We start from the raw sequence: 22,024 nt of genomic DNA, 5'->3' as shown, positions 1-22,024 counted from the left end.
CACGTTACTTCGAGGTCGCCCAGTAAATCGCCTTGGCCACCTGCGAGTACAAGCCCTTCGGGTGATCACGGAACAGCGGTTCGGTGCCGAACAGCACCACCCGCCCGCCGAGTCCCGAGGTACCGGACACGACGGCCGCCTGACCCGCCGCCTGCAGTGGCCCGCCGGTTCCGTCGTCCCGGGTCCGCCAATGCCCCGCGACCAGCGGATTCCCGCTCGCGTAGCGCTGCTCGACGCTCACCGAAGAGCCGAGATCGGTGAACCAGAACGGCCCGTAGACGAACGAGTCCGGCAGCGCGCCCGCGCCGACCGGCCCGGTCCCGTTGACGACCGAGACGACGCCGTTGCCGTCCTCCCAGCCCGCCACTGGACGGGCGTCGAGCAGTCCCGCGTCCGTGTTGAAGCGTGCGCCTGTCGCGCCACGGGTGACCACGCCGCCGCGAGCGAGGAAGGCGCGTAGAGCGTCCTTCGCGGCCGGGGTGAGATCGGTGTACCGGAGCCCCGAGGACACGAACAGCAGGTCGATCCGCGACCAGTCGAAGCCGGCGTTGAGCACCGCCGCCGACACCGGCCGGACGTCGAAGCCCATGTCCCGCAACGCCTTCAGCTCGTCCGCACCGACGGCTCCCGCGATCGTCTTGCGGCCCAGCGGGGTCGCCGCACCGGTGGCCTCGGTGAACCGGACGCCGTAGCGGTCCGCCACCTCGGCGGCGGCCGGGCGCGCCGACGCGGGGACGACGATCGTGCCGTCGGCCGCGCGGCCCAGGGCGAGGCCCCGGTTCAGCAGGTCGTTGACGGCGCTGACGTCCTTGCCGTCGGTGAGCTTCAGCGCGAGGTCACGGCCGGGTGCCGCGTCGATACCGCCGGTGGGCGACGCCGCGGCGACGTCGTGCGCCCGGACGTCGAGCCTGCCCTGACGGACGATGTCGACCGACGCGCCCCACAGCAGCCGGTGGCTCCAGCCGGAGATGTCGTACATGACCGGCACCTTCGCCGAGATGTCGCTGCCCTGTTCCAGCATCACGTTCGCCAGGCCGCGCTTCGGCTGGTGCATGTCCACGAGGTACGAACCGGCCGGATAGCGCCGCCCGGCCAGCGAGAACGGCCGATCGGCCTGTCGCACCCGGACGTCGTTGGCCACCAGGTGGTCGACGAGTCGGGAGGCGGCGACGGCCGAGCGCTGGTCCGCTCCGGCGGGGATGACGTACGCGCGCGGGAACTCCGTGCGGTAGCGGTCTTCCGGCCCGAAGCCCGGCACGAAGCCGTCGGGGATCTCACGCTGCGCCTCACCCGCCTCGCCACGGCGGAACATCTCGATCTGGTTCGCGATCAGCTCACCGCGGTTGCGGTCGACGTAGTTCAGTGTGCTTCCGATGGTGGCCTCGACGACCTCGGTGTTGATCACCGAGCGCCGCTGGAGTTCCGGCACGGGCTGCGTGTCGTAGTCCTGGTTGTTGACCCGCATCGGGATCTCGATCGTGAACGACACCGCGCCGTGGTACATCGCGTACTGGGCGGTGTAGATCGGCGCCCAGCCGTCCCAGCTGCCGGGTTCGTAGTCGCGGAACGGGATCTCCGGTTTCGCCGTCTCCGGCCGCCCGAGTGCCTTGACGGCCTGCTCCATGCCGAGACCGTTGGCGTACCCGTGCTTGATGTAGAGGTCGAAGTCGTAGTTCTGGCCGTGCGGCGGCGTGGTCGGCTCGATGAGCGTGTTCTCGACGTAGCCGTGTTCGTCGAGCATCATCAGCGGCTGCTTGCCGATGGCGATCCCGCGCATGGCCCGCACCTCGGGCTGCGACGCGGTCACGAAGTCGCGGTTGGGGTCGAAGCCCTGCGACGTCTGCCGCGTGCCGGCGACCCGGCCGTCCGGATTGGCGGTGACGTTGAAGTAGAAGCGGTTCCGCTTCAGCAGCTCGGCGGTCTTGGGATCGTTCGACGTCGCCAGCTTCTCGATGACGCGCAGCGCCCCGTCGGTGCCTTCCCATTCGTTGCCGTGGATGTTGTTGTTGATCCACACCGGGGCCTTGTAACCGTGGCGCAGGAACGGGTCGCGCGCGGCGCGGGCCGGGTCGTTCTCGATGAGCGACCGCCACGCGTCCTGCCGCCGCGTCTCGGCCGGGCTTTCCGGCGCCGTGAGCGTCACCAGGTAGAGGTCGCGGCCGAGGCCGGACTGCCCGGCGATCTCGACGGAGATCCGGTCGCTGCGGCCCTGCAAGGCGTTCAGCTTCGGGGCGAGCGCGTGATACGGCGCGAGCCCGAGCTTGATCGACTTGTCCGCCGGGTTCTCCGGGTAGACCCGCAGCTTGGTCCTGCGCGGATAGCCGGACCGGTCACCCGCGACGTTCTCTCCAGTCGCGGCCCGCGCGGCGCTCATCGGCGGGTCGGTCGCGGCGACGTCGTTGCGGTCCGGCCCGTTGCCGGGGTCGCGATGCGGGGTCGACGGCGGTGGCGCGGCGTAGGCGGGCGCGGCGACCGCGCTCAGTGACAGCATCAGTGCCAGGACCACGGTGCGAGCCGAACGCGACAAGGGCCACCTCCAGAGACGTCGGCACAGTCTTTCGGCTCGCTAAAGACGTCACAAGAGCCGAAAGGCGGCTAACCGGGCGCCGGGAAGCGGTGCTCGTTCCGGTCGATCTTGGCGTTGGCCGCCTCGATCAGGTCCACCCCGAGACTGTTCGCCAGCTGGAGCAGATACAGCGTGACGTCGGCGATTTCGTCGACGACGTTGTGCGCCAGCTCAGGGTCGGAACGCCACTTCTCGGACTCCTCCGGCGTGAGCCATTGGAACAGCGAGGTCAGCTCGCCGACCTCGCCGGACAGCGCCATGACCAGGTTCTTAGGGGTGTGGAACGGTTCCCAGGACCGGGCCGCGGCGAAGTCGCGGAGGCGCTGGTTGAGATCGTCGAGAGTCACGTGCCGTGCCTACCAGATCGTCACGGTGCGCTAACCGCCGTATGGCGGACGAGCGTTGACGTGCAATTTGCAACTTGCATAGCGTCGCTCGGCGTCGGGGAATCGATCCGGAAGGAAAGCCTTGACGTACCAGCGAAGCCTTCGCTCTCGCATGCTCTCCATCGCGTTCGTGCCGAGCGCGGCCTTGGTGCTCGTCGCGTTGTTCATCGGCGGATTCCTGGTCCACCAGGCCATCCAGGCCCGCGACGACGCGGAGGCCGGAGCGGTCACCCTCGCCAAGGCGAGCCGGGACATCGCGGCGCTGCAGCGGGACCGGGCGGTCGCGTTGAAGGCTCCGGGCAGCCGTTCCGCCACCTACACCGCGTACGCCGATCGCATCGACACCTCGCTTTCCTCCCTGCGCGGGCTCGCGCGGACCGCCCCCGACGCCGAGGTCGGCTACCAGCAGGCGCTCGCCGTCGAACTGCTCACCGTCGTCGAAGGGATGGACCGCAGCGATTCCCTGGCGGTCGCGGGGATCGACGACCAGGGGAGGCGCGAGTACGCCGCGGCCGTCGGCGCCTACCGGTCCAGGCTCGCGGCCGTCGCCGGAATGTTGACGGAAAGTAGCCGCCGGGTCTACCGGGATCTCGTCGGGAGCGAGGACTGGAGCCGGTTCGGCGCGGTCGAAACGGCGTTGAGCGCGGCCACACCGCCGCCCGTCGGCCAGGACGCCTGGCGTGCCGCGGCCGGCGTCGTCGGCCGGTCCCTCGGCGATCTCGCCACCCGCCAGATCGAGTACTCGGCGCAGCTCGCGATCGACGGCGGACGCCGGGTGCTGAGTGGCGCCCTCGCCGCCACCGCGGCGATCTCGCTGCTCGCGGGGGTGGTGATGGCGGTCGTGATGCTGCTCGCGCGGCGGCTCCCGATCCCGATCATCCGCTGCCCGGCGCGTCTCGAAGGAGTGAGTCCGGCGCCGTCGAGCTGGTCACACCGTGTACACGACTACGCCGAAAAGAGCACGCTGTTGGCCCACACGCGTCGGCGAACCGGTCGGGCAGACTTGTCCGGGTGAGTTCGACGACGGATCTGCGCCCCTACCTGCGCACCTTGGACGCGGAGACGCTGGCGGACCTGCTTCATGCCCACGCCGAGCGTGACCCTGTGTTACGGCAGACCCTGGAGAACCGTTTCGTCACCCAGGGGAGTGATCTCGCCGAGGCGCACCGCCTCCTGGACACCGCCGTGACTGCGGGGAACGTCGAGTACGCCGCGAAAGTCGGCTCGGTGCTCGACACGCTTCAGCGCCTCCTCGACGCCGGCAGCCGCGCCGATCTCGCCCCGCTCGCCCGCCGGACCGTGGACGACATCAGCGAGATGCTGGAGCAGATCGACGACGCCTCCGGCGAGGTCGCGGACCGGCTGGACCGGGCCGTCGAGTTGTACGCGAGGGCCTGCGTCGCGCGCCCGCCGGATCCGGAGAGCCTGGCCGACTGGATCCTCGAAGTGGAGTTCGACGGGCCGGGCTGGCCGGTCATCGATCTGGCCGACTTCGCCGCCGCGTTGGGGGACAAGGGAATAGCCCGAATCAAGTCTACTGTGGACAGTGTGCTCGCGGAGCAGCCGTCCGGCGCCAAACGGGAGACGGCCGAGCGGTTGCGCGAGGAACTGGCGGAGGCGTCCGGCGACGTCGACGCGCTCGTCGCGATCCTCGCCGCCAAGCCGCCACGGGTCGACGTCAGCCTCAAGATCGTGCGCGTGCTGCGCGCGGCGGGACGGCACAGCGAGGCCATCGCGCACGCGGCACGGGCGCTCACGCACGACAAGAAGGAAGAGGCGCCTCCGGCCGAAGTGGAGCCGGTTCCCTTGTCCCGCAAGGAATTCGACGAGAATCCCGGCAGCGCGACGTATCTCGCGCTGCGCGAGGAGTCGCTGGAAACGGGGCGGTGGGTCGCGCAGCGGAAGTCCGCGCTCGCCCGGTTGCGGGAACTCGCCGCCGAAAGCACGGAGGCCGCCGACGAACTCGTCCGCGCGCTGCTCGGCGAGGATCGCGCCGACGAGGCCTGGCGGGCGGCGGTGCGTTTCGAAGCCTCTTTGCCGGTGCGTGTCGAACTCGCGGATTCGCGTTCCGTCGCGCATCCGGCCGAGACCATTCCCATATACCGGGACCATGTCGAAGAATTGATCACGCATAAAGATCCGAACTCCTACCGCGAGGCCGCCCGGCAGTTGCGCAAACTGCGCACGGTGCACAAAAAGGCCGGTACGGCTGAAGAATTCAGCTCGTACCTCGGCACATTGGTGGAAATACACAAACGGAAGACCCGGCTGATCGCCGAGGTCAAGGCGGCGAGAATCGCGATTCCGAAAACGGCGAAGGCGTAACCGCCCCCGTCGTCGCTCGTTATTCGAAGTGAACCGAGGAAACCCGGCGAAGAAGGTCGAGCCATACTGGCGGGGCCGTCGAAGTCGCGGTGGTCCTGAACCGGTGTCCACCCGCGTCCTCCCCGCGACCGGACCCCGCGTTTCGCGCCCGGGACCACCGCGACGAGCGGGTTCGGCGCCCCGTGAAAACATGTCGCCATGAGTCCGGTCAGCCGTGCCCGCAAGAAGGCAGCCCAGCCCTCCACCCCGAGTGTGACGGGCCTCTTCAAGGACGTCCTCCGGGACTTCTCGACCCTCGGTGCCGAGCCCGACGTGCTCGACGTCGAGCTGCTGACGTCCGAGGTGCTCGGCCAGTGGTGGGACCTCGAGATCGAGGAGGGCGAGCAGCCGCTGGGCCTGGAACTCATCGCGTTCGCCGAGCGGAAGATCACCCCTGCCGCGGCCGCGCTGCTCGCCGGACTGCGCGTGTTCGCCGAGACCGAGGAAGAGCGCGAGGCGGCCGCCGCCGCGCTCGGCACCGTGCTGGGCCGCGGGATCCCGGAGCCGGAATGGGCGGGCGACCTGGCCGCGGTGACCGTCGGGGACTGCTGGCGGACCGGCGACGTCTTCGGTGACGAGTCCTCCCTTCTCTGCGTCTTCTCGCGCGGCGACGTCGAGCACGGCCTGCTCGCGCTGGTCGACTTCACCGAGGGTGGCCGGATCCGCGACGTCGTCGTGGTCGACAAGCCGCACGACGTGCTGGCCGAGATGCGGCAGCAGGCCGCCGACGACCCGGAGCTGGTCACGCTGGAGCGCGTGCTGCCCGAGCGCGCCCACCAGCTGCTCGCGGACGGGCTGGCGGCGACGGACGTCGTCGAGGAGCCCGACGTCAGCGAGGACTACGCGCGGTTCCACGCGCTCGCGCTGGCTTGGATCCGGGCCCTTCCCGCTCCCGAGCCCTCGCCCGAGATCACCGAGTGGCCCGAGCAGGTGCGCGAAGAGGTCGTCGCCGACTTCATCGGCTCCGGGCTCGTGGAGGACACCGAGGCGACGCGGTTCTACGCGCGCTTGCTCGTCGACTACGGCTGCGAGACCGAGCCGGGCAGCCCGTTGCGGGTCGGGCCCGAGAAGCTCGCCCGGTTCCTGGAGTCCTTGCTGGACGGGGAGTTCGAGGTCGACGAGGCGTACGAGGACGCGCTGGAGCCCGCGCTGCTCGGCTGGGTCACCTGGGCCGCCGACCGCGCCGGACTTCCCGAGGGTGCCCGCGTGGCGCTGCTCGAGAGCGCGACGGAGTTCCTGGAGGAGTTCTCGCAGGAGGAGGACTCCGCGCTCGACGTCTACTTCGACGGTTCCGAGGGGATCGAGGACCCGGCGGAACTCGCGGAAGCCCTCGAGCGGCGGATGTTCGCCGTCCCGACGGTCTACACGGAGATCGGCGACGAGGAGCTGGAACTCGAGCCAGCCGACCCCGACCAGCGGCGTCTGCTGGTGATCGGCGAGCACCCCGAGTACCACGAGGCGCTGGCCGAGGAGACCTTCGACGGCGAGCCGAGGATGCGGCTCGCGCTCAAGACCACGATCGTCGACCAGCTCTGGGCCGACGAGCCCGCCGAGGTCTGGCAGGCCGTGCGGCGGCTGAGCGAGACGGGGCAGGAGCGCGACGAGATCTTCGACCGCCTCATCGACGTGCTGTCGGCCCAGCTGAGCGAAGCCGGCGAGCACGAGATGGATTACGACCTCGACGACTATCGGAAGGCGCTGGGCGAACTCGCCTGACGTCGCGTTTTCACCGGTCACGACCTCTCCCTCCCCTTGCCAGTCCCTCCAACTCCGTCTAGTCTGTCTAGATGGAAGCAGCAACCTGGCAAGTGCAGGACGCCAAGCAGCGGCTGAGCGAGCTGCTGCGCCGGGCCGCGGCCGAGGGGCCGCAGTTCGTCACCAAACATGGGGAGGAGGTGGCCGTGGTGCTGGACATCGCGGACTACCGCAGGCTGGTCGGAGGCGGGGAAGCCGTCGACTTCAAACTCGTGCTCTCCGGTGAACTGCACCATCCCGAATACGGGGAGGCACTGGCCGACGTGCTGGAGGAGATCGCCGCCGAACGCGCGGAGGATCTGCCGAGAGACGCCGTGGAGGTGAGCGGGTGAGCTTTCTGCTGGACACGAACATCGTGTCCGAGGCTCGGCGCCGCACCCAGAACCCGGGTTTCGCCCGGTGGTGGGGCGGGGTGTCGTCGAGCAGGCTCTATTTGAGCGCGCTGACCGTCGGAGAGATCGAGAGGGGGATAAGCAAACTCAGGCATCGAGGAGAGACGGACCGTGAACGGGCGGACGCCCTGGCCGAATGGCTGGGCGGGCTCACCGCACAGTTCTCGGAACGGATCCTTCCGGTGACCGCCGAGATCGCGGCCGAATGGGGCAGGCAGTACGCGCCCCGGAAAGTGCCGTCGATCGACGGGCTGATCGCCGCGACCGCCCGGGTCCACGAGCTGACCCTGGTCACCCGGAACCTCGCCGACATGGCCGGGCTCGGGGCGCAGGTGCACAACCCGTTCGACTGAGTTTCCCGTGAGTTCCCGTCGGTGAAGTGATGAGCGGCCCAGTGTTGTCGAACCCGGTGCTTTTAAACCCGGTCTTGTTCAGCCCGGTCTTGTTCAGCCCAGTGGTGCTGCCGGGGTCCCCTTGCTCTCCGTGACTTCCGCCTTCTTCCAGCGGCGGTCCCCGCGGGCGTCGTCGAAGTCGACGACGAAGGCGCCGGCGGCCATGGCCACCAGGAGTGCGAGTCCGAGAATCGAGCCGACCCAGGTCAGGATGATCGAGAACATCGTGAGCCTCCTCCCTGCTCAAGGTCCGTTTCGGGACCTCTTGTTCCCCTGACACAAGGGTCGCCTCGGGGGGCTGTAGCCGGTATCGGCCAACCGGTTACACGTACTGAGCGTGGATCGGCCGATCGGCCGAGAAAACCCGGTCACCGGTCGCGGTGCGCGATCGGGCGGTGGCACCGGCTCGACGGTGGTGCGAAGGCTGGTACTTGTGAGGGAACGGCCGGATTTCGCTCGGGTGATCGGCTTCCGGTGGAATGATCTTGAATGTCGTCGTGAACGCTCGCCGTGAGTAGAGATTCCGTGAGGGTCCGGTCACTCAGAGCTTCCGCAGGCGGACCCGGTTGATCGTGTGGTCGGCGTCCTTGCGGAGGACGAGGGTCGCGCGCGGCCGCGTCGGCTTGATGTTCTCCATCAGGTTCGGCTCGTTGATCGTGCGCCACAGGTGGCGTGCCTCGGCACGAGCCTCGTCGTCCGGGAGACCGGCGAAGTGGTGGAAGTGTGACGCAGGGTCCGCGAAGGCGGTGTGCCGCAGCTTCAGGAAGCGCTCGATGTACCAGCGCTCGATGTCGGTCGTCGGCGCGTCCACGTAGATCGAGAAGTCGAACAGATCGGAGACGGTGAGCCGGGGACCGGGCTGAAGGACGTTGAGCCCTTCGATGATCAGGATGTCGGGTTGCTGAACGACCTGCTCCTGGTCGGGAAGGATGTCGTAGGCGAGGTGCGAGTACACCGGCGCGCTGACCCGTTCCGCCCCGGACTTCACCTCGGTGACGAACCGCAGCAGGGCCCGGCGGTCGTAGCTCTCCGGGAAACCCTTGCGGTGCATGATCCCGCGCCGGACCAGTTCCGCCCGCGGGTAGAGGAACCCGTCGGTGGTGACCAGGTCGACCCTGGGGTGATCCGGCCAGCGGGCGAGCAGGGTGCGCAGGATGCGCGCGGTCGTCGACTTGCCGACGGCGACGCTTCCGGCGATCCCGATGACGTACGGCACCTTGGTGCCCCGACTGTCTTCACCGAGAAAGGTGGTGGTGGCTTCGTACAGCCGTTGCCGGGCGGCGACCTGGAGATTGATCAGCCGGGAGAGCGGCAGGTAGACCTCGGCGACCTCGGCGAGGTCGACCTGCTCACCGAGACCACGCAGCCGCAGCAGCTCCGCGGCCGTCAGTGGCAGGGGGGTAGACCTGCGCAACTCGCGCCACTGCTCACGGTGCAGCTCCACGTAGGGACTGAGCTCACGGACTCGCGGCATCGCACACTCCTCGCCCGTCGCCTGCGCTGGCGCCGTACAAAAACCGTGTTGACGAGTTCTCGGCGGAAATGTGCCGCGAACCGGATGAAGCCGCTTTAACGGTAGGGCTTACGGCACGTGAACGCGCTGCGATGTGATGTAGCCCGCTTCGGGGCGTTACCGTCCGTTACGGGTACGGCTGGGGGTGAAGACCTCGTCCCAGGCCGCGGCGACCTGCCGTGCGCAGGTGGCGGGCGCGACCCCGCCGACGCCAGTGCCGAGGCCGGGCATCGCGATCGTGTGCACCAGATCACGGACGCGTCCCTGGTCGAGCCTGCCGTCGCGCCATTGCCGGAACACGGCGCGGGCGGCCAGGTACGGGTGCACGGTGTCCCTGGGGAGGCGTTCGCCGGGTTCCCGCATCGTCGGGGCGCTGATCAGCCAGGCCGGCTCCGCCTCGCCGGTCGGCACGATCACCGTTTCGCCGATCGGGAGTTCCCCGCCGTGGTAGGCGAGGACGGCGCTGCGCACGTTCTGCTCGACATCGGGATAGGCGCGGGCGTAGACGGCGTCGATGCCACCGCGCATCCAGCCGTACGAGTTCGCGGGACTGACGACGGCCTGCGCGACGACGTCGAGCACCGACCCGCGGTGCACGAAGACCCGTCCGTCCACAGTGTCCGCGACGGTGGTCCAGGCTTGGGCGAGCAGGTCATCGACGGCGCACAGCACCAGCTCCGGGGTGGGACGGTCCGGCAGGGGAGCAGAGGAGGAGCCGACATCCGTGTGGCCGGTGTGCGTGCCCGATTCGGCGGTCACGCCCTAAGCATGGCAAAAAAAGCCACCCGGCGTAACCGGTTCGCGTACCGGCTGTCCGAGTGAAAGTCGCCACTCGCGGCGTGCGTAATCTGGCGGGGTGTCACGGATCGCCTACTTCGGCCCCCAGGGAACCTTCACCGAACAGGCCGCGCGCCGGCTGGCGCCCGGCGAGGAGCTGATCCCCGCCGAGACCATTCCGGCGGCCTTGGCCGCGGTGCGCTCGGGCGACGCCGACGCGGCCTGCGTCCCGATCGAGAACTCGGTGGAGGGAGCGGTCACCGCCACCCTCGACAGTCTCAGCGACGCCGAGCCGCTCGTCGCGGTGGCGGAGGTGCTGCTGCCGGTCCACTTCAGCGTGCTGACCCGGCCGGGGGTGACCGAGATCCGCACCGTCGCGAGCCATCCGCACGCGCTCGCGCAGGTCCGCCACTGGGTCGAGGCGAACCTCCCCGGCGCGCGTCCGGTCGCGACGTCGTCCACCGCGGCCGCCGCGGTCGCGGTCGACGCGGGTGAGTTCGACGCCGCCGTCACCGCGCCGGTCGCCGTCGAGCACTACCCGCTGGAGGTGCTGGCCACCGAGGTCGCCGACGTCCGCGACGCCAAGACCCGGTTCCTGCTGGTCCGCCCGCCCGGCGAACTGCCGGAGCCGACCGGGGCCGACCGGACGTCGATCGTCGCCGCCGCGACGAACCGCACCGGCGCGCTGGCGGAACTGCTCACCGAACTGGCCGTCCGCGGGATCAACCTGACCAAACTGGACGCCCGGCCCACCAGGAACAACTTCGGCGAGTACCGCTTCTTCCTCGACTTCGAGGGGCACGTGTCCGAGCCCAGGATCGGCGACGTGCTGGCCGCTTTGCGCCGCCGGTGCCGCAATGTGCGCTTCCTCGGCTCGCACCCGCGGGCGGACGGTGGCGTGACCGAACTCGAACCGGGCGCCGCCAACGAGGACTTCACCGACGCGATCGACTGGGTCGAGTCGGTCCGGAAGGGAGCACAGGCGTGAAACTCCTCCTCGTCCGCCATGGGCAGACCGACGGCAACGTCCGGGGCGCGCTCGACACCGCCCTGCCCGGTCCGCCGCTCACCGAACTGGGCCGCGAACAGGCGCGCGACCTCGTGACGAGGCTCGACGGCGAGCCGATCGTCGCGGTCTACGCGTCTCAGGCCGTCCGCGCCCAGCAGACCGCCGCGCCGCTGGCCGCCAAGCTCGGCTTCGACGTCCAGGTCGTCGACGGGGTCCACGAGGTCGCCGCGGGGCACCTCGAAGGCAAGACCGACAAGGACTCGGTCGCCACGTACATGAGCGTCGTGCGCCGGTGGACGCTCGGCGAACTCGACCCGCCGATCCCCGGCGGCGAGACGGGTGCGCAGGTCCGCACCCGGTTCCTCGACGCCGTGGCCAGGCTGCGCGCCAAGCACGAGCAGGCCGACCCGGAGGGGACGGTGGTCCTGGTGAGCCACGGCGGCGCGATCCGGCTCGGCGGCGAGTGGCTGGCCGGGAACGTCACCGCCGAGGTCGCCAACCAGGGCCTCATCCCGAACACCGGCATCGTCGAACTCGTCGCGACCGACACCGGCTGGACCTGCCTCACCTGGGCGGAGGTCTCCCTCTCAAGCTGACCGACAGGCCGTTTGCCTCCGCTCCCGCCGGGGAATACACCCCACGAGATCAATTAACACCTTGTGGGGAATTAACCGGGGGAGCGCAACCCCCGCGTCGGACAACACGTCTACTGATCGGTGGGTCACCCGGCTACAGGGAGGCGAATGACCATGGTTCGTTCGAAGACGATCTCCATCGGCGGTCTCATCGCGGGTACCGCCGGGCTCCTGCTCCTCAGCGCGTGCGGTTCGGAAAGCACGCCCGTCGCGCAGAGTTCCTCCGCGACACCGTCCAGCTCGGCGGCGGACACCTCCGCCGCGCCCAGCGCCACCTCGTCCAGCCCGGCGCCGGCTCAGCAGCCCGCGCAGGGCTCCGGCCCCGCGCCGAAGGACGACGGGCTGTGCAAGGCGGGGGACGTGAAGCTCTCCGTCGCGGACGGTGATGCGGCGGCCGGGACGGTGTACCGGAAGCTCGTCATCACCAACTCCAGCGGGCACGCGTGCACCATCCAGGGCTTCCCCGGCATCTCCTACGTGACCGGTGCGGACGGCCACCAGGTCGGTGAACCCGCGTATCGCGACGGCACCAAGGGTGAGGCGGTCAAGCTGAACAACGGCGAGAGCGCGTCCGCCGACGTCGGTTTCGTGAACGTCCGCAACTACGACGAGGCGGTCTGCAAGCCCACCGAGACCCGGGGCCTGCGGGTGTACTTGCCGCAGGAGACGGCGTCGAACTTCGTGCCGCTGCAGGGACTCGGCTGCGCCGGGAAGATCCCCGGCAACCAGCTGACCGTCAAGACGGTCCACAAGGGAGCATGACGACTCAGAGCTGGGTGCAGAGCTGTTCGGCCTGCGCCAGATGCCGCTGGCCGGAGATCTGGTTGAAGTGCAGGCTGAACACCATCCGGCTGACGCCGTCGATGTGCTCGGCCAGCGGCCGGTAGGTGTCGTTGGCGGCGGCCGCCGCGGCGGAGAGTTCGCGGGCGGCCGTCATCCGGTGCAGGATCTCGGGCGCCAGTACCGCCACGGGCCGCTCGCCGGGTGCCGAGTCGGTGGTGTCGGGAATCGTGCCGACCCTGGCCAGGGCCTGGCAAGCGTCCTGCGCGTCTTCGAGCGCCCCGGCGTTGACGCCCGAGAGCGCCCACAGCATGCCGATAACGCTCGCGCCGATGACGAATCCAGCGACTGCGGTGAGCACTTGTGGGCGTCTGGAAGGTTCTGTCGTCCCCACGCCGGCCTCCGGCACCAGTGTCTGCTGCATCGCGGACCTCTCCCTCACCAGCTGGCGGTGATGGGCTATTTCAGCACCAAAGGCCCCGGTTTTCACCGGTCTTGGTGCAGTACCCGCAAGGCCGTGGCCGATTCGTCATCGAAGGCGCCGGGGCGTAACGAGACGAACGCGAAACCGGCTACCCCGAACAGCAGGAGCCCGGACGTCAGGAACGTCCGGGCCGGGGAGCCGAGTGCGTGGGTGAGGAGCCCGCCGAGCAGGGCACCGACCGGGATGGCGCCCCAGACGACGGTGCGCCACACGCCGAGGACCCGGCCGAGCAGTTCGCCGGGTACGAGGGTGTGCCGCGCGGTACCCAGCACGATGTTCACCGCGACGACGGCCGCCGCGAACAGGCCGAACAGCGCCGCCCCCGTCACCGCCGAACCCGTCAGGCCCATCCCGGTGAACGCCACGCCGCACAAGGCGGTGCCGCCGACGAGAACGGCGCTGCGGCTGGACGTCTTCACCAGCTGCGGGGCGATACCCGCGCCCACCAAGCCACCGATGCCGCCGACGAACGCGAAGAGCCCGAAGGCCGCTTCGCTGAGCCTCAGGTATTCGATCGCGTAGAGCACCAACTGCGCCTGCGCGAGTTCGCTGACCAGGCTGATCAGCCCCGCGATGACGACCAGGCGAAGGACCAGCCGGTGGTGCTTCAGCCAGCGGAGCCCGTCTGCCAGTTCGGCCCGGAGATCGGCGGGCGCGCTCTCGGCGGCTTTCGGCCGGTAGCTGCCCGCGAGTCCGATGAGCACCACCGCGGCGATCGCGAAGCCCACTGAGTTGAGCAGGAACGGGAACGTCGCGAAGAGCGCGAAGGTGGCACTGCCGACCGGCCCACCCAGGAAGGTTTGGCCGACGATCTCGCAGGCCTGGAGCTTGCTGTTCGCGCTGTCGAGCGAACCCTTGCCGACCACCGCGGGGATGAGCACGTTCGCGGCGCTGTCGGCGACTACCTCCGCGAAGCCGATGAGCAGGGCGGAGGCGTAAACCACCCAGATCGTCACCCCGCCGGCCGCGACCAGGACGGCCATCCCGCCCACGACCACCGCGCGGGCGCCGTTCGCGAAGATCATCGCGCGACGGCGGTCGATCCGGTCCAGCAGCGCGCCCGCCGGGAGCGCGAACAGCAGCCACGGCAGGAACTGGGTCGCCGAAAGACCGGCGATGAGCAGCGGATCGCGGGTGAGGGTGACCGCGAGCAGCGGGAAGGCGACCTTGCCGATGCCGTCGCCGAGATTCGACGCCGCGCTGGACGCGAGCAGCCAGCGCAACCGCCGGTCTCCCCCGCCGCGCACCCTCGACTCGGCCATGCACGCCTCCCCAGGCATTCGCCGACGCCGGCCGACGACAACGTGTCGAAAAGTTTAGCCGGGTTGTCGCCCAAAGTGGCCGGGTTGTTACACCCAGTTAAGAATCCGAAGAACCTTTGGTGCCCGACGCACAAAAATCACTGACCACGCGGCTCTCGGCACGGAATCCGCCGGAAGGGAGCAAGGGACCTTTGCTATCGCCTTCTGCGGCGGTTCAGCCCCAGCCGAGTTCGTGCAGACGCGCGTCGTCGATGCCGAAGTGGTGCCCGACCTCGTGGACCACCGTGATCAGCACCTCCTCGACGACGTCTTCTTCGGTATCGCACATCTGGAGCAACGGCCGCCGGTAGATCGAGATCCGGTCCGGCAGCACCCCGCCGTACTCGTGGGTCCGTTCGGTCAGCGCGACCCCGTGGTAGAGCCCGAGGATCGTGGGCGACTCCTCGTTGAACTCCTCCACGAGCACCACGACGTTGTCCATCGCGTCCGCGAATTCGGGCGGAAGCTCGTCCAGCGCCTCCGACACCAGCTCCTCGAAACGCTGCCGGGTCATCTCGACGGGCACGCGCTCACCCGCCGGTCTTCGGAGCCGAGGAGGAGGGCGGCGGGCTCGCCGGACCGCCGTCGGACGGCGGGGCCTCGCCGTTGCCGACCTTGAGGCTCCCGGTGATCGGCGCGAGCCCCTTGTTGTCCGGCAGTACCGCCGCCGCCTTGCAGTTCACCAGCGTCGACCCGGCGTCCCAGCTCTCCTGCTCGCGGACGTCCCAGCCGAGGGTGACCTTCTTGGCGGCGAGGTCGGCGTTGCCGGTGTAATCCTGCGCGACCGTCGAGCATTCGGTGTCCAGCCAGGTGTTCTGCTGTTCCTGGGAGGGGTAGCCCTCCTTGAACTTCGACTTGAGGTCGAGCGTCGCGATGATCTCGTAGGAATGCGGCTGGGCGCAGTCGATCGGGTCGCCGAAGCTGTTGTTGAGCAGCGCGAGGCAGGTGCCCGGCTCCCACACCGCCGACTGGTTCTGCTCCTTCGCCGGTCCGGTGGTCGGCTGCAGCTTGCCGCCGGGGCCCGCCCACTGCAGGCCGCACCGCAGCTGCCGGTCGCCGTCCTCCCACTGCGCGGGCGTCGGCCGGAGCAGGTTCATGCTCAACCGGCCGTACGGGTCCAGCGTCCGGCCGAGGTACGGCTTGACGTCGACGGTGCACCGTGACCGGGAGATCTCCTGCCACTGGTCAAGGCTCGGGCTCGGCACGCCGGCCGGGTACTGCGCGCCGATGTCGACGATGCTGGTGACCTCGAACAGATGAGGCTCCGCGCACGGCACGCGCCGGGCGTCGGCGGCGTCCGGGTTGCTCCAGGTCAGGCAGGTACCCGGCGGGGATTGGAACGCTTCGACGGCGGCGGCGGACAGTTTGGGGGGACCGCCGCCCGCGCCACCCTCGGGGCCCACGTTCCAGGAGAACGCGACACTCAGTGACAGCGCGATGATCGCCCCGACGAACACACCGGCCATGACGAGCCGGGTGCGCAGGGTGGTCAGCGCGTTTCGCGGATCACGGAACCGCTCGGCCTGTTGAGACATCCACTCCATGATGCCCGCGCCGCACGTAAGGTGCGCGTACCGGGTGGTTAGTGTTGGACACGGGTTCGTGCTGGCGGGCGATTACGGAGCTTCGATGACGCAGGATGACAACCGAGGGGGACAGCCTCCCCAGGAGCCGCCGAAGCGCGGCTCGATGCGGTTCCAGGACGAGACGACGCAGGCGCGTCAGCCGTCGCTGGCCGAGCAGCGGGCACGGCAACAGGCGCTGGCGGACCAGGAGCGCCAGGAGGCGCTCGCCGCCGAGGCCGCGCGTGCCGCGGAGAAGAAGACTTCGACCAAGAAGAAGCTCCTGATCGGCACCGGGGTGACCGTCGGGCTCGTCGGCTTGGTCGCGACGTTCTACACCGTCGCGAAGCCGGAGAACGTCACGGCCGTCTGCACCACCAAGGACGAGATCGTCGACAACGACCAGAACTGCGACGAGAACTACGTGCGGTCGCACGGTGGTTACTCCAGTGGCGGTTTCTTCTTCATCCCGATCGGCGGTATCGGCGGGCCGATGCAGAGCTACCGCTACAACTACGGCGGCAGCGGCGCGATCGGCCAGCGGGTGTCCGGTGGCTCGTACGACCCGCCGTCGTCGCGGGCGAACGTCAGCACCAAATCCGGCAAGACCGTCCAGCGCGGCGGGTTCGGCATCAGCGGCAAGAGCGGCTCCGGCGGCAGCGGCAAGAGCGGGGGCTCGTAGGTGTACCGGGATTCCAAGCCGCCTCGGCGGGACTGGCAGAACATCGTCGAGGAGCAGGGCCTGGTCTTCGGCACCCCCGCCCGCGACGGCGCCGGCAAGTCAAGGCCGTACTGGGACGAGTCGGTCCACTACGTCTTCGAGATGGACGAGATCCTCTCCGTCGAGGCGGACGTGGAACTGCTGCACTCGATGTGCCTCGAAGCCGTCGACAACGTCGTGACCACGGAGCAGTACCACCGCTTCGGCATCCCAGAGTGGGTCTGGCCGCATATCGCCGAGTCGTGGAAGCGGCAGGATCCGCACGTCTACGGCCGGTTCGACCTGCGCTACGACGGCAAGAGCCCGGCGAAGCTGCTCGAATACAACGCCGACACCCCGACCTCGCTGCTCGAAGCCGCGGTGCTGCAGTGGCATTGGAAGACCGCGGTCTTCCCCGAGGACGACCAGTGGAACTCAATCCACGAGAAGCTGGTCGAGCGCTGGGGCGAACTCGCCGAGAAGCTGCCCTCCAACGAACTGCACTTCACCTGGTCGTCCGCGGATCCCTCCGGTGAGGACCACGTGACCACGGCGTATCTGCAGGAGACCGCGGCCGAGGCCGGACTCGACACCGTCGGCCTGGCGATCGAGGAGATCGGCTGGGATCCGGTGCTCAAGCGGTTCGTCGACCTCGAAGAGGCGCAGATGGCGACCGTGGTGAAGCTCTACCCGTGGGAATGGGTGGTCGACGAGGAGTTCGGCCGCTTCGCCGTCGAGACCATGCCGCGCACGCTGTGGGTCGAGCCGCTGTGGAAGATGATCCTCTCCAACAAGACGCTGCTCGCGATCCTGTGGGAGAACTACCCGGGGCACCCGAACCTGCTGCCCGCCTTCGCCGACGACCCCGGCCTGCTGACCGAGTACGTCCGCAAGCCGAAACTCGGCCGCGAGGGCGCGAACGTGCAGATCGTCGCCACTGGGTACGAGACGCAGACCGACGGGGTCTACGGCGCCGAAGGCTACGTCTACCAGGCTTTCGACCCGCTTCCGGAGTTCCAGGGCTACCGGCCCGCGCTCGGCGCGTGGATCGTCGGCGACCACGCCGCCGGCCTCGGCATCCGCGAGACGGCCGGCCTCGTGACCGACGACGGCGCGGCGTTCGTCCCGCACCGCATCGTCGAGTCGTGATAGAAGCAACCGCACAATCCTGACATTCCTGACCAGCACCGCCCGCGAGTACTTCTGGGAGAACCCTGTGACCACCACCCTTGCGCTGTCCGACACGTTCGGCTCCGACCTCGTGCGAGGGATCGGCGCGATCCTGCTGTACGGCGTCGTCGGCCTGCTGCTGATGTTCGCCGGGTTCTGGGCGATCGACTGGACCACGCCCGGCAAGCTGTCCCAGCTGGTCACGCGTGGCCTGCCGAACGCGGTCATCGTCACCGCGTCGGGTCTGCTGTCGATGGCGTTCATCGTCGTCGTGGCCATCGCGAACTCCGCCAGCGACCTGACCGAGGGCCTCATCACCTCGCTGGTCTACGGCCTGCTCGGCATCGTCGTGCAGGTGCTGGCCGTCCGACTGCTGGAGTGGGCGACCCGCATCGACGTCCGCTCGACCATCGAGAGCGAGAAGTTCGCCCCGGTCAGCGTCGTGGTCGCGGCCGCGCACCTCGCCCTCGGCCTCGTCGTGGCCGTCGGTATTTCGTAAATCCTTGTCCTGCTGAAAACGGCATAGGCGCACGATTCCCACTACCGTGGGAGTCGTGCGCCTTTTGAGGACACCGGACGACCGGTTCTCGGACCTGCCCGATTTCGACTTCGAGCCGCGCTACGCGGAACTCGTCGACCTTCACGGCGGCGTGATCAGAGTGGGTTACGTGGAGGCCGGACCCGAGGACGGGCCGCCCGTTCTCCTGCTGCACGGCGAGCCCACCTGGTCCTACCTCTACCGGAAGGTCATCCCGGTGCTCGCCGACGCCGGGCTGCGCGCGATCGCGCCCGACCTGGTCGGCTTCGGCCGCTCCGACAAACCCGGCGACATGGTCGACCACACCTACCAGCGGCACGTCGAGTGGATGCGCGCGTTCGCCTTCGACGTCCTCGACCTCACCGAGGTCACCCTGGTCGGCCAGGACTGGGGCGGCCTGATCGGCCTGCGGCTCGTCGCCGAGAACCCCGACCGCTTCTCCCGCGTCGTGGCGGCCAACACCGGCCTCCCCACCGGCGACACCGACATGCCGGAGATCTGGCACAAGTTCCGGGAGACCGTCGAGAACGCCCAGGTCCTCGACGTCGGCCGGTTCGTGCAGGCGGGCTGCCAGAGCAAGCTCCCCGACGAGGTCCGCGCCGCCTACGACGCGCCCTTCCCGAACGAGATGTACAAGGCCGCGCCGCGCGCGATGCCGTCGCTGGTGCCGACCACCCCGGACGATCCGGCCTCGGCCGGCAACCGGGCCGCGCTGAAGGTGCTCGCCGAACTGGACAAGCCATTCCTGGTGTCGTTCTCCGACGGCGACCCGATCACCGCGCCGTGGGGCCTCGAACTGCGGGGCTCGATGCGCGGGGCCCGCGAACTGGAACATCCGACGATCACCGGTGCCGGTCACTTCCTCCAGGAGGACGCCGGTGGCCGGCTGGGCGAGGTCATCGCGCGCTTCGTGAAGTCCTGACGCGCATGTTATGAACGGGACTTTCATTGCAAAATTTGCAATGAAAGTCCCGTTCATAACACTCTCAGGACACCGCGCCCAGTGCGTCCACGATGATCCCCAGCCCCTCCGCGGCTTCCTCCGCGGTGAGCGTCATCGGCGGCGCGATCCGCAGGACGTTGCCGTGCAGCCCGCCCTTGCCGATCAGCAGCCCCCGCGCCTTGGTCTCCTCCATCATCCGCGCCGCGGCCCCCGGATTCGGCTCCATGCCGCCCGGCTCGACCAGTTCCACGCCGATCATGAGGCCCTTGCCGCGCACGTCCCCGATCAGAGGATTCCCCGCCGCGCGCAGCCCGGCGAGCAGTTCGTTGCCCCGCGCGAGCGCGTTGGCCTGCAGGTCGCCCTCAGCGATGTGGTCGAGCACCGCGGCCGCGCCCGCCATCGCGACCGGGTTGCCGCCGAAGGTCGAGATCGAGTTCGCGGTCAGGCAGTCGACGAGGTCACCGCGCGCCACGAGCCCGCCGATCGCCAGCCCGTTCCCGAGGCCCTTCGCGAAGGTCATGGCGTCGGGGACGACGTCGTGCGCCTGGATTCCCCAGTAGTGTTCGCCGGTCCGTCCCCAGCCGGTCTGGACCTCGTCGGAGATGAACAAGATCCCGTACTGGTCGAGGACCTCCTTCATCGCCTTGAACAGGCCGTCCGGCGGTGAGCTGAAGCCCCCGACGCCCTGGATCGGCTCGGCGATCATGCAGGCGACGTCACCCGAGGTGCCCGTCTCCAGCACGTCGACCAGGTCCGCGACGCAAGCGTCGATGTACTCCGTGTCCGAAAGCGCCCGGAACGGGCTGCGGTACCGGTAGCCGCCGTGGACGTAGCTCACCTTCACCGGGCTGAGCGACGACGCCGACCAGCCGCGGTTACCCGTGATGCCGACTGTCGCGAACGACCGCCCGTGGTACGAGTTCCGCATCGCCAGCACCTGGTTGCTGCGCCGGAACTGGGTGGCGAGCATCAGCGCGGTGTCGTTCGCCTCGGTCCCGGAGTTGGTGAAGAACACCTTCGCGTCGGGGATGCCGGAGAGCTTCGCGATGCGCTCGGCCAGTTCGACCTGAGAGCGGATCAGGTACAGCGTCGAGGTGTGCAGGATCCCGGTGTCGAGCTGCTTGCGCACGGCGTCGCTGATCGCCGAGACGTCGTAGCCCATCGAGTTCGTCAAGATGCCCGCGAAGAAGTCGAGGTAGGTGCGCCCGGTCGAGTCGATGACCCGGCGGTCCTGCGCGTGCACGATCTCGATCGGCTCGTCGTAGTAGAGCGCCAGCCACGACGGGAGTACCGCCTTGTGCCGCGCCAGCAGGTCCGCATCGGTCATCGGGTTTCTCCGTCCGCAGCAGGGAGATCTCAGTATGGGGACGGCCCGAAACGGGCGACAACGATCAGACTGTCGGGTTATCCGCGGCGGCCCGCACAGTGTGTACGGGCAAACTGCCTCGAAGCGCCCGAAGTCCTAGGACTAATCTCTGGACTCGTGATTGACCCCAGGACTCTGCGCGATGACCCGGACGTCGTGCGCGCTTCACAGCGCGCCCGTGGCGAGGACGAAGGAGTGGTCGACAAGCTGCTCTCCCTCGACTCCCGCCGCCGGTCCTCGATCGCCGCCGCCGACAAGCTGCGTGCCGAACAGAAGTCGCTGGGCAAGCTCATCCCGAAGGCACAGGGTGACGAGCGGGCCGCGCTGCTCGCCAAGGCGAAGGACCTCGCCGCCCAGGTCAAGACCGCAGAGGTCGAGCAGACCGAGGCGTCGGAGGAGTTCGAGCAGCTGCACCGCCAGGTGCCGAACCTGGTCCACCCAGACGCGCCCGAAGGCGGCGAGGACGACTACGTCGTGCTCAAGCACGTCGGCGAGCCGAAGAAGTTCGACTTCACGCCGAAGGACCACCTCGAACTCTGCGAGGGCCTCGGCGCCGTCGACATGGAGCGCGGCGCGAAGGTCTCGGGTTCGCGGTTCTACTTCCTCACCGGCATCGGCGCCCAGCTGCAGCTCGGGCTGCTGAACATGGCCATCGCGCAGGCGACGGCGAACGGCTTCACGCCGATGATCACGCCGACCCTGGTGCGGCCGGAGATCATGGCCGGCACCGGCTTCCTCGGCGCTCACTCGTCGGAGATCTACCGGCTGCGCGACGACGACCTGTACCTCGTCGGCACCTCCGAGGTCCCGCTCGCCGGCTACCACGCCGACGAGATCCTCGACCTGGGCAACGGCCCGAAGCGCTACGCGGGCTGGTCGTCCTGCTACCGCCGCGAGGCCGGTTCGTACGGCAAGGACACCCGCGGCATCATCCGCGTCCACCAGTTCGACAAGGTCGAGATGTTCGTCTACACGCGTCCCGAGGACGCCGAGGCCGAGCACGCGCGCCTGCTGGACTGGGAAGAGCAGATGCTCGCCAAGATCGAGGTTCCCTACCGGGTGATCGACACCGCCACCGGCGATCTCGGCACCTCCGCGTACCGGAAGTTCGACTGCGAGGCATGGGTGCCTTCGCAGGACACCTACCGCGAGCTGACCTCGACGTCGAACTGCACGACGTTCCAGGCGCGCCGCCTCGGCATCCGCTACCGCGACGAGGACGGCCGTCCGCAGACCGTCGCCACGCTGAACGGCACGCTCGCCACCACGCGGTGGATCGTCGCGATCCTGGAGAACCACCAGCTCGAAGACGGTTCGGTCCGGGTGCCGGAAGCTCTTCGTCCCTTCCTCGGCGGAACCGAGGTGCTCACGCCGACATCGAAGTAGGGTCC

23 protein-coding genes are annotated in these 22,024 nt (G+C 69.1%); 13 read left to right on the top strand and 10 right to left on the bottom strand.

Annotated features, from left to right (window positions below; genetic code table 11):
- Nucleotides 1–4: 4 nt before the first annotated feature.
- Together SD37_RS40965 and SD37_RS40960 are read right to left on the bottom strand one after the other, a co-directional pair.
- On the bottom strand, nucleotides 5–2,506 hold the full coding sequence (locus SD37_RS40965) for a M14 family zinc carboxypeptidase (RefSeq protein ID WP_236725242.1): 2,502 nt from the start codon (nucleotides 2,504–2,506) through the stop codon (nucleotides 5–7).
- Nucleotides 2,507–2,595: 89 nt separating this feature from the next.
- The gene (locus SD37_RS40960) at nucleotides 2,596–2,913 is read right to left on the bottom strand and encodes a nucleotide pyrophosphohydrolase (protein ID WP_037315532.1); all 318 of its coding nucleotides are present in this window, start codon (nucleotides 2,911–2,913) and stop codon (nucleotides 2,596–2,598) included.
- Between the two features lie 151 nt (nucleotides 2,914–3,064).
- Between SD37_RS40960 and SD37_RS40955 the strand changes: the two genes are divergently transcribed.
- From SD37_RS40955 to SD37_RS40935, 5 genes are all read left to right on the top strand, one after another.
- Nucleotides 3,065–3,967, top strand: coding sequence for a nitrate- and nitrite sensing domain-containing protein (locus tag SD37_RS40955; protein WP_044849639.1), 903 nt, complete (start codon nucleotides 3,065–3,067; stop codon nucleotides 3,965–3,967).
- Entirely contained in the window at nucleotides 3,964–5,277 is a 1,314-nt protein-coding gene (locus tag SD37_RS40950) for a DUF6880 family protein (RefSeq protein WP_145926861.1), read from the top strand. Before SD37_RS40955 ends, SD37_RS40950 begins: the two co-directional genes overlap by 4 nt.
- Before the next feature lie 198 nt (nucleotides 5,278–5,475).
- Complete coding sequence (locus tag SD37_RS40945) at nucleotides 5,476–7,032, top strand: DUF1841 family protein (protein WP_044849640.1); 1,557 nt, start codon at nucleotides 5,476–5,478, stop codon at nucleotides 7,030–7,032.
- Nucleotides 7,033–7,103: 71 nt separating this feature from the next.
- Complete coding sequence (locus SD37_RS40940; RefSeq protein WP_236725241.1) at nucleotides 7,104–7,403, top strand: type II toxin-antitoxin system Phd/YefM family antitoxin; 300 nt, start codon at nucleotides 7,104–7,106, stop codon at nucleotides 7,401–7,403.
- The gene (locus tag SD37_RS40935; RefSeq protein ID WP_044849642.1) at nucleotides 7,400–7,816 is read left to right on the top strand and encodes a type II toxin-antitoxin system VapC family toxin; all 417 of its coding nucleotides are present in this window, start codon (nucleotides 7,400–7,402) and stop codon (nucleotides 7,814–7,816) included. Before SD37_RS40940 ends, SD37_RS40935 begins: the two co-directional genes overlap by 4 nt.
- A 93-nt stretch (nucleotides 7,817–7,909) precedes the next feature.
- Here the strand turns inward: SD37_RS40935 and SD37_RS43365 are convergent, their stop codons facing one another.
- The 3 genes from SD37_RS43365 to SD37_RS40920 all read right to left on the bottom strand — a co-directional run bounded on the left by SD37_RS43365 (nucleotide 7,910) and on the right by SD37_RS40920 (nucleotide 10,127).
- Nucleotides 7,910–8,080, bottom strand: a complete 171-nt coding sequence (locus SD37_RS43365) for a hypothetical protein (RefSeq protein WP_162835885.1) — start codon at nucleotides 8,078–8,080, stop codon at nucleotides 7,910–7,912.
- A 316-nt stretch (nucleotides 8,081–8,396) separates the two neighbouring features.
- A complete protein-coding gene (gene coaA, locus SD37_RS40925) occupies nucleotides 8,397–9,329 on the bottom strand; it encodes a type I pantothenate kinase (protein ID WP_037315518.1) in 933 nt (310 codons plus the stop codon).
- A gap of 156 nt (nucleotides 9,330–9,485) precedes the next feature.
- Complete coding sequence (locus SD37_RS40920; RefSeq protein ID WP_044849644.1) at nucleotides 9,486–10,127, bottom strand: macro domain-containing protein; 642 nt, start codon at nucleotides 10,125–10,127, stop codon at nucleotides 9,486–9,488.
- A 97-nt stretch (nucleotides 10,128–10,224) separates the two neighbouring features.
- Between SD37_RS40920 and pheA the strand changes: the two genes are divergently transcribed.
- The 3 genes from pheA to SD37_RS40905 all read left to right on the top strand — a co-directional run bounded on the left by pheA (nucleotide 10,225) and on the right by SD37_RS40905 (nucleotide 12,551).
- Complete coding sequence (gene pheA / locus SD37_RS40915; RefSeq protein ID WP_044849645.1) at nucleotides 10,225–11,133, top strand: prephenate dehydratase; 909 nt, start codon at nucleotides 10,225–10,227, stop codon at nucleotides 11,131–11,133.
- Nucleotides 11,130–11,750, top strand: a complete 621-nt coding sequence (locus tag SD37_RS40910; protein WP_044849646.1) for a histidine phosphatase family protein — start codon at nucleotides 11,130–11,132, stop codon at nucleotides 11,748–11,750. Before pheA ends, SD37_RS40910 begins: the two co-directional genes overlap by 4 nt.
- 147 nt (nucleotides 11,751–11,897) lie before the next feature.
- The gene (locus SD37_RS40905) at nucleotides 11,898–12,551 is read left to right on the top strand and encodes a DUF4232 domain-containing protein (RefSeq protein WP_044849647.1); all 654 of its coding nucleotides are present in this window, start codon (nucleotides 11,898–11,900) and stop codon (nucleotides 12,549–12,551) included.
- A 4-nt stretch (nucleotides 12,552–12,555) separates the two neighbouring features.
- Here the strand turns inward: SD37_RS40905 and SD37_RS40900 are convergent, their stop codons facing one another.
- The 4 genes from SD37_RS40900 to SD37_RS40885 form a co-directional block, all read right to left on the bottom strand.
- Entirely contained in the window at nucleotides 12,556–12,930 is a 375-nt protein-coding gene (locus SD37_RS40900; RefSeq protein WP_236725240.1) for a hypothetical protein, read from the bottom strand.
- A 125-nt stretch (nucleotides 12,931–13,055) separates the two neighbouring features.
- Complete coding sequence (locus tag SD37_RS40895) at nucleotides 13,056–14,315, bottom strand: MFS transporter (protein ID WP_044849649.1); 1,260 nt, start codon at nucleotides 14,313–14,315, stop codon at nucleotides 13,056–13,058.
- Nucleotides 14,316–14,529: 214 nt separating this feature from the next.
- Nucleotides 14,530–14,880 carry a metallopeptidase family protein gene (locus SD37_RS40890; protein WP_020632845.1) on the bottom strand — a complete coding sequence of 117 codons (351 nt, stop codon included), beginning with the start codon at nucleotides 14,878–14,880 and terminating at the stop codon, nucleotides 14,530–14,532.
- Between the two features lie 4 nt (nucleotides 14,881–14,884).
- Entirely contained in the window at nucleotides 14,885–15,889 is a 1,005-nt protein-coding gene (locus SD37_RS40885) for a septum formation family protein (RefSeq protein WP_044849650.1), read from the bottom strand.
- Between the two features lie 94 nt (nucleotides 15,890–15,983).
- Here SD37_RS40885 and SD37_RS40880 point away from each other — a divergent pair, with 94 nt between their 5' ends.
- From SD37_RS40880 to SD37_RS40865, 4 genes are all read left to right on the top strand, one after another.
- A complete protein-coding gene (locus SD37_RS40880; RefSeq protein ID WP_236725239.1) occupies nucleotides 15,984–16,598 on the top strand; it encodes a hypothetical protein in 615 nt (204 codons plus the stop codon).
- Entirely contained in the window at nucleotides 16,599–17,765 is a 1,167-nt protein-coding gene (locus SD37_RS40875; RefSeq protein ID WP_044849652.1) for a glutathionylspermidine synthase family protein, read from the top strand.
- 67 nt (nucleotides 17,766–17,832) lie between these two features.
- Nucleotides 17,833–18,285: a DUF350 domain-containing protein gene (locus SD37_RS40870; RefSeq protein WP_037315501.1), complete on the top strand. Its 453-nt coding sequence runs from the start codon at nucleotides 17,833–17,835 to the stop codon at nucleotides 18,283–18,285.
- 55 nt (nucleotides 18,286–18,340) lie between these two features.
- Nucleotides 18,341–19,246 carry a haloalkane dehalogenase gene (locus SD37_RS40865; RefSeq protein ID WP_145926860.1) on the top strand — a complete coding sequence of 302 codons (906 nt, stop codon included), beginning with the start codon at nucleotides 18,341–18,343 and terminating at the stop codon, nucleotides 19,244–19,246.
- Between the two features lie 64 nt (nucleotides 19,247–19,310).
- On the opposite strand, the gene SD37_RS40860 is transcribed toward SD37_RS40865, so the two are convergent.
- Nucleotides 19,311–20,594: an aspartate aminotransferase family protein gene (locus SD37_RS40860; RefSeq protein ID WP_044849654.1), complete on the bottom strand. Its 1,284-nt coding sequence runs from the start codon at nucleotides 20,592–20,594 to the stop codon at nucleotides 19,311–19,313.
- A gap of 156 nt (nucleotides 20,595–20,750) precedes the next feature.
- On the opposite strand from SD37_RS40860, the gene serS reads away from it, so the two are divergent.
- Nucleotides 20,751–22,019 (top strand): serine--tRNA ligase, encoded by a 1,269-nt coding sequence (gene serS, locus SD37_RS40855; RefSeq protein ID WP_083255229.1) that lies wholly within the window; start codon nucleotides 20,751–20,753, stop codon nucleotides 22,017–22,019.
- Nucleotides 22,020–22,024 lie beyond the last annotated feature (5 nt).

The organism is Amycolatopsis orientalis (genome assembly GCF_000943515.2).
GTDB lineage: Bacteria > Actinomycetota > Actinomycetes > Mycobacteriales > Pseudonocardiaceae > Amycolatopsis > Amycolatopsis orientalis.
The sequence above is the reverse complement of the archived record's forward strand: the minus strand, read 5'-3'. Positions and strand labels throughout refer to the sequence as shown.

Excerpts from the sequence above, each read along its gene's own strand:
- SD37_RS40860 (WP_044849654.1), bottom strand. The coding sequence starts at position 20,594 with ATGACCGATGCGGACCTGCTGGCGCGGCACAAGGCGGTACTCCCGTCG.
- SD37_RS40940 (WP_236725241.1), top strand. The coding sequence starts at position 7,104 with ATGGAAGCAGCAACCTGGCAAGTGCAGGACGCCAAGCAGCGGCTGAGC.
- SD37_RS40885 (WP_044849650.1), bottom strand. The coding sequence starts at position 15,889 with ATGTCTCAACAGGCCGAGCGGTTCCGTGATCCGCGAAACGCGCTGACC.
- SD37_RS40895 (WP_044849649.1), bottom strand. The coding sequence starts at position 14,315 with ATGGCCGAGTCGAGGGTGCGCGGCGGGGGAGACCGGCGGTTGCGCTGG.
- SD37_RS40880 (WP_236725239.1), top strand. The coding sequence starts at position 15,984 with ATGACGCAGGATGACAACCGAGGGGGACAGCCTCCCCAGGAGCCGCCG.
- SD37_RS40945 (WP_044849640.1), top strand. The coding sequence starts at position 5,476 with ATGAGTCCGGTCAGCCGTGCCCGCAAGAAGGCAGCCCAGCCCTCCACC.
- SD37_RS43365 (WP_162835885.1), bottom strand. The coding sequence starts at position 8,080 with ATGTTCTCGATCATCCTGACCTGGGTCGGCTCGATTCTCGGACTCGCA.
- SD37_RS40905 (WP_044849647.1), top strand. The coding sequence starts at position 11,898 with ATGACCATGGTTCGTTCGAAGACGATCTCCATCGGCGGTCTCATCGCG.
- SD37_RS40955 (WP_044849639.1), top strand. The coding sequence starts at position 3,065 with ATGCTCTCCATCGCGTTCGTGCCGAGCGCGGCCTTGGTGCTCGTCGCG.
- coaA (WP_037315518.1), bottom strand. The coding sequence starts at position 9,329 with ATGCCGCGAGTCCGTGAGCTCAGTCCCTACGTGGAGCTGCACCGTGAG.